The following is a 12,640-nucleotide window of genomic DNA, read 5'->3' on the forward strand; positions in this document are numbered from 1 at the left end:
TCAGTCTCCCAACAGCCGCCGCAACCTCTCCACCAGCACCGGCAGGTTCTCCTCCGCCAGCAGCCCGAAGTGGTCGCCGGGGAGCTCCTCGACGCGAAGATCGAGCCCCGGCAAGCGCCGCCAGCTGTGCTCCGCCGGCGCATCCACTGGCTCCGAGGCCTGCAGCAGGTACACGGTTCCGCGGTGAGAGCCATCGAGGGATCCCGGGTCGTAGCTCGCCAGCGCATCGAGGCAGGCCCGATAGACGGCGAAGAGGCGCTCCAGGGTCGGTCGAGGGAACAGACCGCCCGCCTCGGCGTCCTGGAGAAGGGCCTCCAGCGGATCACCCACCCAAGACTTGGGCGCCGGCAGGCCCAGGTGGGCGGCGAAGGAGCTGACCATCAGAGCTTCGTCGGCCAGCTCCTCCCGGCTCACCGCGCCGAGCACCGAATCCAGTAGCACCAGCGGCTCCACCGTCTCCCCGGCAGCGCGGAGCTGGCGGGCCATCTCGAAGGCCACGACCCCGCCCAAGGACCAGCCCACAAGCCGGTAAGGCCCGATGGGCTGCGCCCGGCGGATCTCCTCCAGGTAGGCGGTGGCCATCTGCGGGATGCTGCGGGCCGGCTGCTCGCCGTCGAGGCCCCGGGCCTGGACGCCCCAATGGGCTCCGACATCTTCCAGCGCCCGCGCCACGGGACGATAGGCCTGGGCCAGGCCGGTGGCGGCGTGGATCCAGAACACCGGCGGCGCCTTGTCCTCAGGCCCCGTCTGCAGAGGCCCGGAGCTGAGCGCTACCAAGGAGGTGCCGGGAGGCTGGTCCTCGCCGGACAAGCGCCGCGCCAGAGCGGCGACGGTAGGCGTCTCGAAGAAGGCCTGGAGCGAGAGCTCGAGGCCCAACCGCCGGCGAACCTCGGCCGTGACCTGGGCCGCCAGCAGAGAGTGACCGCCGAGAGCGAAGAAATCGTCCTCGGCCCCCACCTCGTCGAGCCCCAAAAGCTCGCCCCAGATCTCCGCCAGAGCCTCCTCGACCGGTCCCTGGGGCGGGCGGGCGATGCTCCCCTGGCGCTGCGGCGCTGGCAGTGCCCGACGGTCCACCTTGCCGTTGGCAGTGAGGGGCAGCTCCGACAATCGCACCCACAGCGACGGCAGCATGTAGGCCGGCAGCCGCTCCTCGAGCCAGCGCTGGGGGCGTAGCTCTTCCCCCGTTTCCTCATCCACCGGAACCCAATAGGCCACCAGCTCCGGTCCGGCTCCCGCCACCATCCGGACCACCACCGCCGCCGCGGCCACCTCAGGACAGGCGGCAAGGACCGATTCGGTCTCCAAAGGCTCGATGCGGTGGCCGCGGATCTTCACCTGTTGGTCCCGCCGGCCGAAGAACTCCATCTCCCCGGAGACCGTCCACCGCGCCCGGTCGCCGGTTCGGTAGAGCCGCGCCCCCGCCGCTACCGGACCCTCACCGGCCCGCGGGTGAGGGACGAAGCGCTCGCCTGTGAGGGCCGGTCGGTGCCGATAGCTGCGGGCCAGACCGGCGCCGCCGACGAAGAGCTCTCCCACCACACCGGTGGGCACCGCAGCCCCACGGGCATCAAGCACCCAAGCCGAGCTGTGAGCAATGGGATGGCCGATGGGAACAGTAGCTGCCTTGGGAGCCAACTCATGAACGGAGAAGGCCGTGCTGCAAGTGGTGTTTTCCGTCGGGCCATAGGCGTTGACCAGCCGCTCCGGCGCTCCCGCCGCCAGGATCGACCGCAGGCGACGAAGATCCGCCGCCTCGCCGCCGAAAACGACCTGCTGGAGCCCCGCCAAGGAACCCGGTGCCAGCTGCGCCACCTGGTGCAAGAGAGCGGTGGTGAGAAAGGCGGAGGTAACCCCGCGGTGGCGGAGATGGTCCCCCAACCCCTCCACGTCGAGCACCGACGATCGCGGGATCACCGCCAGGCTGCCGCCGTGAAGCAGCGCCCCCCAAAGCTCGAAGGTGGAGGCGTCGAAGGCGAGGTTGGACATCAGCGACCAACGCTGCTCCGACCCACAGTGCAAGTAGTCCGTCTCCAACACCAGCCGCGTCACCCCCCGGCGCTCGATCTCCACTCCTTTGGGCCGGCCGGTGGAGCCGGAGGTGTACATGATGTAGGCCAGACCGCCGGGATTCTCCGGTGGATCCTGGAAGCGCTCTCCGAGATCGCCGGCATCCCCGGTATGGCTGCGACCGGCGGGCGGCCGCGGCGCCAGGCCGATCACCGCCAATCGCGCGGAGGCGAGCCACGGTGACGCCGCCTCTTCGAGCTCTTCGGCCACCAGGACCTTGGTCGCCCCGGCGTCCTCCACCATCGCCGCCAGCCGCCGGGGCGGGTAGGAGGGGTCCAGCGGCAAATAGGCACCGCCGCCGCGGAGAATGCCCAGGATTCCCGCCACCGCCGCGGCGCTGCCCTCGGCGAGCAGGGCCACCGGCTCTTCCGCAGCCACCCCCAGATCCCGCAGCCGCCGGGCCAGCGCTCCGGACCAGGTCTCCAGCTCGGCATAGGTGAGGACGCCACCGTCTTCCGAGACCACCGCCGGGGCCGCCGGCGCCTTGCGGACCCAGGCCAGGAAGGCAGACACCGGCCCCGGCGCCAACCCCGGCTTGGGCCAGGCCGGCGTCTCGCCACTGGTCTCGACGAGTAGCTGGTGCCGCTCCTCCGGGGTCAGCAGCGGGAGGCTCCAGACGTCGGTCTCCGGCGCCGCCAGCGCTCCGGCCAGCAGGGTCTCCAGGCTACGCCCCCAGCTGCGCAGGGTCTCGTCTTGCCACAAGGCCTTGCGATATTGCACGTCAATCCGCAGACCGTCTGCCCGCTCCCGCACCTCGATCATGAGATCGAATTTCGCCGCCGCAGCAGCAGCCTCGGCCTCGGAATCGGCTCCGGACGGCTCCGGCCTGGAAGCCAGAGAACTGGGATCCCGCGGATGGAAGGTGAGCGAAACCTGGAAGAGCGGCGTGTGCTCCAGGCTGCGATCCGGCGCCAGCTCCTCCACCAGGCGCTCGAAGGGCAGCTCCTGGTGGCTCTGGGCCTCCAACAGCCGATGCTGGGTACGCCGCACCAGCTCATCGAAGCCCGGACCGTCCGCCAGATCGCTGCGCAGCACCAGGGTGTTGACGAAGAAGCCCAGCAGGTCCGCCACCTCGCCGCGCTGGCGATTGGCCACCGGCGCACCGACGGCCACCACCGGCTGGCCCGAGAGCCGCGCCAACCACAGGTGGGTAAGGGCCACCAGAGAGCCGAAGAGGGTGCCGTGATGACGGCGGGCGACGGTCCTCAGACCCTGGAGCGCTTCCTCCCCCAGCCGGCGGGAAACTACCGCCGCCTCCGGCGACGGCAGGCCGGAGGACGAGCGGTCATGGGGCAGTTCGAGGACCGGCGGCACCTCCGCCAGCTCCCGGCGCCAGAAGTCCAGCTCCGCCTCTAGCCGCTCTCCGCGCAGCAGATTCCGCTGCCACACCGCGTAATCGCCATATTGCACCGGCAGGTCCGGCAACTGGGGCTGCCGCCGCTGCAGGGCAGCAGAGTAGAGCTCCCGCAGGTCCCGCTCCAGGATCTCCAGTGACCAGGCGTCGCCGGCGATGTGATGGAGGTTGAAGAGGCCCAGCCAAGAGCTCTCTCCGCCTCTCGCACCCAAGCGTACGAGGCAGGCCCGGAACGGCGGATCCGCAGCGAGGTCGAAGGGGCGCTCCGCCTCCGCCGCGGCGAGCTGCCGGGCCGTGGCCTCTCCGGCACCGGCGAGCCGCCGCAGATCCACCACCGGCAGCGGCAAGGCGCTGGAGTGCCCAAAGCGGGAGCTCGCCGGCTCCACCACTTGCCGCGGTTCTCCGTCCATGACGACGAAGCGGGTGCGCAGCACCTCGTGGCGGCGCACCAGGCCGTCCAGCGCCCGGTGCAAGGCCTCCGGCACCAATTCCTCGTCCAGCGGCATCGGCAGCGGCATGTTGTAGGTACTGCCACCGCCCTCCAGCCGGTCCAGGAACCACAGCCGCTGCTGGGCGAAGGAGAGAGGCAGTGGGCGGTCCCGACGAACGGGAACTATGGGGGGAGCAGAGCTCTCGGTCCCCACCTCCCGGATGCGCACGGCGAGACTCGCCACGGTGGGAGCTTCGAAAGCCGCCCGCAGAGGCAGGTCCACCCCCAGCTCGCGGCCGATGCGACCGATCAAGCGCACCGCGAGCAAAGAGTGGCCGCCGAGGGTGAAGAAGTCATCGTGGCGGCCCAGCCGCGCCGACTCCGAAGCTGCCGGAGCCAGCACGTCTCGCCAAAGCGTCGCCAAGCGTTCTTCCAGCTCCCCCTGGGGCGGTCCGCCGGAGCCGCTGGATCGGCGATCCTCCTCCGGCGGCCGCAGGGCGCCGCGGTCGAGCTTGCCGCTGGCGGTGAGGGGCAACGCCGCCACCGGCCACAGCCGCTGGGGCACCAGATGGGAGGGCAAGCGCTCCGCCAGCCAGCGGCGCAGCTCCTCCGCCAGTGACTCTTCCGCCGGCGACTCCTCGCCGGAGGCCTCTACCGACGCGACCTTGAACCAGGCTCCCAGGATGCGATCCGCGCCACCCGGCGTGGCATCCACCGCCGCCACCGCCGCATCCGCCACCTGCGGATGGGCGCGCAGAGCCGCCTCCACTTCTCCCACCTCGATGCGGAAGCCCCGCAGCTTGATCTGATCGTCCAGGCGGCCGAGATATTCCAGCGCCCCGTCGCGGCGCCAGCGCACCCGGTCCCCGGTGCGGTAGAGGCGAGCGCCGGCGGCGGCGGTGACCCCCGCCGCAGGATCCGGGAGGAAGCGCTGGGCGGTGAGACCCGGCCGCCGCCAATAGCCACGGGCGAGGCCGGCGCCGCCCAGATAGAGCTCGCCGGCGGCTCCCAGGGGAACTTCGGCGCCAGCGCCACCGACCAGGGCTCCGCCGACCGGCAGCACCCGCGCCCGCTTGCCCGTCACCGAGCGGCCGATGGACGGTGGGGCACTATCCCCCAACACCTCCGCGGCGGTGGAATAGGTGGTGTCCTCCGACGGACCGTAGAGGTTGAGCACCCGCCGCACCCCGGGCTCGCCCCGCAGCCGCGCCACCAGATCCGCCGGCAGCGCCTCACCGGCGAGGTTGACGGTGGCCACCGACGCCGGAAGCCCGCCACCGGCCCTCGAAACCTGCGCCAGCACCTCTCCCAGCACTGACGGCACGGTATTGATCAGGGTTGGGTTGACCAGGTTCGGGTTGATCGGGGTCGGCGGCGCTTCCGAGGATAGCTGCCCGAGAGCCAGAGCGTCGTCCACCAGCAGCACCGAGCCCCCCGCCGCCAGCGGTGCGAAGAGCTCGAAAACCGAGAGGTCGAAGCACACCGAGGTCGCCGCCAGGGTCACCGCCAGCTCCTCTCGGGAGAAGGTTTCCACCGCCCAGGCCAGCAGCGCCGCCGCGCTGCCGTGCTCAATGGCCACGCCCTTGGGCCGGCCGGTGGAACCGGAGGTGTAGATCAGGTAGGCCAGCTGCTCGGGGCGCGGCAACCGCAGATACAAACCCTCGCCCTCCTCTATCGGAGCGAGCCAGTCGAGCTCTCGGTCGAGGAGCAAGCGCCGGCCTGAGAAATCCCGCGGCAGGCAAGCCTCGATGGCGCTCTCCGTGAGCACCAGCGCCGCCTGCGAGTCTTCCAACATGAAGCGCAGCCGCGCCTCGGGGTACTCCGGATCCAGCGGCACATAGGCGCCACCGGCGCGCCACACCGCCAGCAGCGCCATGGGTAGCCGCGGGGTGCGCCGCAGGCACACCGCCACCGGCACCTCCGGCCCCACCCCCAGCCGCCGTAGCTGCACGGCCAGGGCGCGGGACCGTTCCTCCAGGGTGCGGTAGCGAATCAGGGTCTCGCCCCAGCGTAGCGCCGGCGCCTCCGGCTGGCGCCGGGCCTGCTCCAGGAACGGTTCCACCGGCGAGAACCAGTCTCGGCGGACGGACGGCGCCGAGGGCCATTCCACCGTCAGCTGCTGGCTCTGCGCCGGGCTCAACAGCGGCAGCTCCGCCAGCGGTGTCTCGGGGCGGTCGAGGGCGGCGGTGATCCAACGCTCCAGTTGCCCGCCCCAGCGGCCGGCGGTGGTGGCGTCGAAGAGCTCCGCGGTGAGCTCCAGAGTGGCCTCTGGACCACCGTCGCCACCGCCGAGATAGAGGCTGAGATCAAATTTCGCCGGCGCCGTCGAGGCGTCCATCAGCGGTTCGAGGCCGAGCTCGCCGAGACCCCGGAAACCGTCGCCGGAAGACGCCTCTCCCTGCCCTCCGCGGCCCTGGTAGAAGGCGCAGAAGGCCTGGAAGAGGGGCGTGTGGCTCAGGCTGCGCTCCGGCACCAGCTCCTCCACCAAGCGCTCGAAGGGCACCTCGGCGTGCTCCTGGGCGTCGAGCATCGCTCCCTGCACCGCCGTCACCAGCCGCCGGAAGCTGTCCTCGGCGGGCGCCTCGACGCTGATCACCAGGGTGTTGACGAAAAAGCCCACCAGGGGCTCCAGCTCCAGCCGGCTGCGCCCCGCCACCGGCGTGCCGACGCTCACCCGCCGCTGCCCCGCAAGCCGCGCCAAGAAGCCGATCCACGCCGCCAGCAACACCGTGAAGGGGGTCGCCTCCAGCTCCCGCGCCAGCTGTTCCAGCCGCGCCTCGGAGCCCTCCCCAAAGCTCAGTTCCACCGACCGCGCCCGGCGCTCCGGCAGCGGCCGGCGGGGGTGATCCGTGGGCACCTCCAGCAGCGGCGGCGCATCCGCCAGGCGCCGGCGCCAATGCTCCAGCTCCGCCTCCAGCACCTCCCCCTGCAGCCAGCTCCGCTGCCACACCGCGTAATCGCCGTATTGCACCGGCAGATCCGGCAGCGAGGGACGCCGGCCGGCGAGGGCGGCAGCGTAGAACTCGGTCATTTCCGTGGTCAACACCTCCAGGGACCAACCGTCGCCAGCAATGTGGTGCAGCGTCAGCAGGAGCACGTGCTCCTCCGGCGCCAGCCGCAGCAGGCGCGTGCGCAGCACCGGCCCCCGCCGCAGATCGAAGGGCCGCGCCGCTTCCGCCGACGCCAAGGCCTGCACCGCATCCTCGGCGTCGGCGCCCGGGCTGGAGCCCGAGTACCGGGAAAGACCCGACTGCCGGGAAAGAGTAGAAAGGTCCACCACCGGCAGAGCCACCGGCGCCGGCGCCAGCACCCGCTGGACGGGTTCTTCCTCGCCTGCCTCAAGGGCCTCAGATTCGAACGCCGTGCGCAGCACCTCGTGGCGCCGGGCGACCTCGCTCAGGGCAGCGTGCAGGCTCTCCACCGCCAGCGGCCCCCGTAGGCGGAGACCGAAGGGCATGTTGTAGGCGATGCTGCCGGGATCCAGCTGGTCGAGGAACCACAGACGCTGCTGAGCGAAGGAGAGCGGCAGGGGGCGATCCCGAGGCGCCGGTTCCAGCGGCGGAGCGCTGCCGAGGCGGCCGCTCTCCAGCTCGGCGATGACCGCCGCCTGCTCCGCCACCGTCGGTGCCTCGAAGACGGCGCGCAGCGGCAGCTCCACTCCCAACCGAGAACGCAGGCGGGAGACTACCTGGGTCGCCAGCAGGGAGTGGCCGCCGAGAGCGAAGAAGTCGTCCGCCACCCCCACCGCCTCGACTCCCAGCACCTCCCGCCACACCGCCGCCACCGATTCTTCCAACGGCGTCCGGGGCGCGACGAGGGCGGCCTCCGACGGATGATCCGGAGCAGGCAGCGCTCGGCGGTCTACCTTGCCGTTGGCGGTGAGGGGCAGCTCGTCCAGACGCACCCACGCCGACGGCACCATGTAGGCCGGCAGCTGCTCCTGGGCCCAGCGCTGCAGGGCCGTTTCCTCGTCGCGGTGGTCGCCGTCGGTGGTGCCCTCGGCACCGGCGGGCACCCAATAGGCCACTAGCCGCCGCCCCCGGGTGCCGTCCTCCGCAACTTCCACCACCGCCGAGGCTGCCGCCGGGCAGGCCGCCAGCACCGACTCCACCTCCCCGGGCTCGATGCGGAAGCCGCGGATCTTCACCTGGCGGTCGGCACGGCCCTGGAAGTCGATCTCTCCGGCGGCGAGCCAGCGCGCCCGGTCACCGGTGCGATAGAGCCGCGCTCCCGGCGGTACCGGCCCACGGCCGGCCATGGGATGGGGCACGAAGCATTCGGCGGTGAGAGCCGGGCGGCGGCGATAGCCTCGAGCCAGGCCGGCACCGCCGACGCAAAGCTCCCCCAGGACGCCCGCAACGACGAGCTCGCCAAAGCGGTCAAGCACCCATACCGAGCTGTGGTCCAGCGCGCGGCCGATGGGTACGGTGTCGGCCTCCGGCGGGATTTCCTGGATCTTCGACCAGGTGCTGAAGGTGGTGTTCTCCGTCGGGCCGTAGACGTGGAGGAAGCGCTCCGGCTGTGCCGCCCGGAGGATCTCCCGCACCCGCCGGGGATCCGCCGTCTCGCCGCCGAAGGCCACTTGCCGAATCCCCGCCAGGGACGCCGGAGCCAGAGACGCCACCTGGTGCAGCAGGGCGGTGGTCATGAAGACGGTGGTCACTCCCCGGGCCGCGAGGTTGGCGCCCAGCCCCTCGGCGTCGAGCACCACCTCCCGCGGCACCACCGCCAGGCTCGCTCCGTGGAGCAGGGCGCCCCAAATCTCCAGGGTGGAGGCGTCAAAGGAGAGGTTGGAGGCGAAGGCCAGCCGCTCCTCCGGCCCGAAGCGCAGGTAGCCAGTATCGAGGACCAGCCGCGCCACCGCCCGCCGGGGGATGTCGATGCCCTTGGGCCGGCCGGTGGAGCCGGAGGTGTACATGGTGTAGGCCAGGGCGTCGCCGGATTCCAGGGCGCCCGTCGGCTGGGCACCGGCGTCGAGCTCCGGCGCCCGCTCCGGCCCTGCATCGAGGGCTCGAAGGGGTAGCCATCGCAGCGAGCCGAGCTCCTCCTGGAGCCCGTTGCCGCTGACCAGACCCGCATCGAAGAACCCCAGGCGGGCACCGGCGTCCTCGGCCATGAAGGCCCGCCGCGGCGCCGGCTGCTCCGGATCCAGGGGCAGGTAGGCACCGCCGGCGCGCAGGATCGCCAGAATCCCCGCCACCGCCGCCGGCGAGCGCTCCGCCAGCAAGGCCACCGGCTCCTCCGGCGCCAGGCCCTGGGCCAGAAGCTCCGCCGCCAAGGCGCCGGACCAGAGCTCCAGCTCGCCGTAGGTGAGTACCGCACCGTCCGCCGCCACCACCGCCGGAGCCTCAGGACCCCGCCGCGCCCAATACAGGAAACGGCCGACCAACCCGTCCTTCCCCCAAACGCCCTCAGCCTGCCACGACGGCGCCTCCCCGGACCACTCCAGCGCCAGCTGGTGGCACTCCGCGGCGCTCAGCAGGGGCAGGCGCCAAACATCCTGTTCCGGCTCCTCCAGAGCGTGATGCAGGAGCACCGCCCAGCTGCCGAGCCAGCGGCTCACGGTCGTGAGGTCGAGCAGCGAGCGGCGGTACTCGAAGGTCACCCGGAGTCCCTGGGGCTCCTCCGAGATCTCTACCGAGAGATCGAACTTCACCGCTCCTACGCGTCCCTCCGACGATCGCCGGGTGGCACCGTCGGGATCTCCGGGAGTCTCGGCATCCGGCTCCGAGGCGCCGTGCTCGACGGTGAACATAACCTGGAAGAGCGGCGATTGCTGCAGCGAGCGCTCCGGAGCCAGCTCCTCCACCAGCTTCTCGAAGGGAAGGTCTTGATGATCTTGGGCCTTCACCACCCGGCGGCGGGTGCGCTGCACCAGCTCGGAAAAGCCGGGACCGTCGGCGAGCTCGCTGCGCAGCACGAGAGTGTTGACGAAGAAGCCCACCAGATGCTCTACCTCGGGCCGGTCCCGGTTGGCGGAGGGAATCCCGACGCACACATTCCGCTGGCCGGAGAGCCGTGCCAGCAGCAGGTGAAAAGCCGCCAGCAGGGTGTGAAAAAGGGTGGCATGCAGACCACTTCCCAGCTGCCGCAGACCTTCGCTCACCGACCGCGGCAGGTCCGCTGCCAAGATCCGGCCTTCGGGGGCGGGCTCGGCCCGGCGGGGACGATCGAAGGGCAGCTCGAGCATCGCCGGCAGCCCCTCCAGCTGCCGGCGCCAGAAGCCGAGCTCCCGTTCCAGTCGCTCTCCGGAGAGCTCCCGCCGTTGCCAGCGGGCAAAGTCGCTGTATTGGACCGGCAGCTCCGGGAGGTCCGCCGGCCCCCCGGTCAGCTCCGACCGGTACAGCGCCTGCAGCTCCCGAGCCAGCACCTCCATGGACCAGCCGTCGCCAGCGATGTGATGCAGATTGAAGGCGAAGACCCAGCTGTCGGAGCCTCGGCGCAGCAGCCAGGTGCGCAGCGGTAGATCCGCCTCCAAATCGAAGGGCCGCTCCGCTTCCCGGCCCAGCAGCCGCCGAGCTTCTTCCTCCTCCGCCGCCCCCAAGCCCGCCAAATCCACCACCGGCAGCGCCTGCCGAGACACCTCTTCGACCATCTGCCGAGGCTCTCCGTCCACCTCGACAAATCGGGTGCGCAGCACTTGCTGGCGCTCCATCAGCCGCTCCACCGCCTGCGAAAACGCCGCCGGCACCAGTGCCTCGCCAATCTCGATGGGCATGGGCATGTTGTAGGCGGCGCTGTCCGGATCCAAGCGTTGGATGAACCACAGCCGCTGCTGAGCGAAGGAGAGGGGGTGGTCGCGCTCCCCGACCGACAACGCTTTCAGCGGAGCCGCCGGTACCGCTTCGCCGGAGAGCAGGACCTGCACCGCAGCTGCCTGACCCGCCACCGTCGGCGCCTCGAAGACCGTCCGCAGCGGCAGGTCCACGCCCAGGCTCCCGCGCAGCCCGATCACCAGACGAGTGGCCAGCAAGGAGTGGCCACCGAGGTGGAAGAAGTCGTCCTCCACTCCCAGCTCCTGGATCCCCAACACCTGTCGCCAAACATCCGCCACCGCCACCTCGGTCTCGGTGCGCGGAGGTATGCGGGCCGCGACACCGCCGGCTGCCGTCAACGCCTCCGGAACCGGCAGTGCCCGCCGGTCCACCTTGCCGTTGGCGGTGAGGGGGAACTCCTCCAGCGGCACCCAGGCCGCTGGCACCATGAAGGCCGGCAGCCGCTCCTCGGCCCAGGAGCGCAAGGCCTCTTCGTCGGCCTCCTCCTGCGCCGGCACCCAATAAGCCACCAATCGCCGCCCCTGGGCCTCGTCCTCCACCACTTCCACCAGCGCCGATGCCGCCGCCGGACAGGCCACCAGCACCGACTCCACCTCCCCCGGCTCAATGCGGAAGCCGCGGATCTTCACCTGGCGGTCGGCCCGGCCCTGGAAATCGATTGTTCCAGCGGCGAGCCAACGCCCCCGGTCGCCGGTGCGATAGAGCCGCGCCCCCGGCGGCACCGGCCAGCGGCCGGCCTGCGGATGGGGCACGAAGCGCTCGGCGGTGAGGGCCGGGCGGCGCCTGTAGCCGCGGGCCAGGCCGGTACCGCCGACGCACAGCTCGCCTGCACAGCCCACAGGGGCCGGTTCTCCCCAACCGTCCAGCACCAGCAATGAGCTGTGGGCGAGGGCGCTGCCGATGGGAATGCTGGCGGCATCCGGCGCGATCTCGTGGGCCCCGTCCCCGAGAGGGAAGAAGGTGCTGAAGGTGGTGTTCTCCGTCGGGCCGTAGACGTGAAGGAAACGCTCCGGAGGCCCCGCCTTGATAATCGCCCGTACCCGCCCGGGATCTGCCGTCTCGCCGCCGAAGGCCACCTGTCGGACGCCCGCCAGGGACGCGGGCGAGAGGGCCGCGAGCTGGTGCAGCAGAGCGGTGGTCATGAAGACGGTGGTCACCCCGTGAGCTTCGAGCCGCCCCCCCAGGCCCTCGGCGTCGAGCACCACTTCCCGAGGCACCACCACCAGGCTCGCTCCGTGCAGCAGCGCGCCCCAGATCTCCAGGGTGGAGGCGTCGAAGGAGAGGTTGGAAGCGAAGGCCAGGCGCTCTTCTGGCCCGAAGCCCAGATAGCCGGTGTCGACCACCAGCCGCGCCACCGCTCGCTGCGGAATGTCGATGCCCTTGGGCTGCCCCGTCGAGCCGGAGGTGTACATGGTGTAAGCCAGGACATCGCCGGCAGCCGACTCACGGGTAGCCAACTCAGCGGCGAGCTCCATCGTCGTGCCCCCCAGCTCCGGCTCCACCCCAGAGCCGGAGGCAAGCAGCGGTATCCAGCTCACCGCTCCAAGCTCCGCCTGCGCCAGGTCCACGAGCTCCGGCGCCGCCAGTCCCAGACGGGCCTCCGCGTCTTCCGCCATGAAGGCCCGGCGCGCCGCGGGCTGTTCCGGATCCAGCGGCAGATAGGAACCACCGGAGCGCAGGATCGCCACGATCCCCGCTACCGCCCCGGGTGAGCGCTCCGCCAGCAGGGCCACCGGCTCTTCGGTACCGACACCCCGAGCCCGCAGCAACGCCGCCAGATTCCGCGACCAGCTTTCCAGCTCGCCGTAGGTGAGCACCGTACCGTCCGCCGCCACCACCGCCGGGGCCTCGGGACGCCGCCGTGCCCAGGCCAGGAAGCGGGGCACCAAGGCCTCGCCATCCCTAGGCGGCGCTTCCCCGGACCACTCCCAGACCAGCTGGTGACGCTCCGGCGAGCTCAACAGGGGGAGCTGCCAGACGTCGCTACGAGGAGCGGCGAGGCCCGCCCGCAGA

At 71.4% G+C, this 12,640-nt stretch carries 1 protein-coding gene (only partly in view); it reads right to left on the bottom strand.

From position 1 onward, the window contains the following. Positions 1-12,640: the end of a non-ribosomal peptide synthase/polyketide synthase gene (locus tag SX243_05485; protein MDY7092412.1), read on the bottom strand. Its footprint extends 20,171 nt past the window's final position; 12,640 of the gene's 32,811 nt are visible here — the last part of the coding sequence; its start codon lies off the right edge, out of view; it ends in the stop codon at positions 1-3.

The sequence above is a fragment of the Acidobacteriota bacterium genome (assembly GCA_034211275.1).
In the GTDB taxonomy this organism is placed as follows: Bacteria; Acidobacteriota; Thermoanaerobaculia; order Multivoradales; family JAHZIX01; genus JAGQSE01.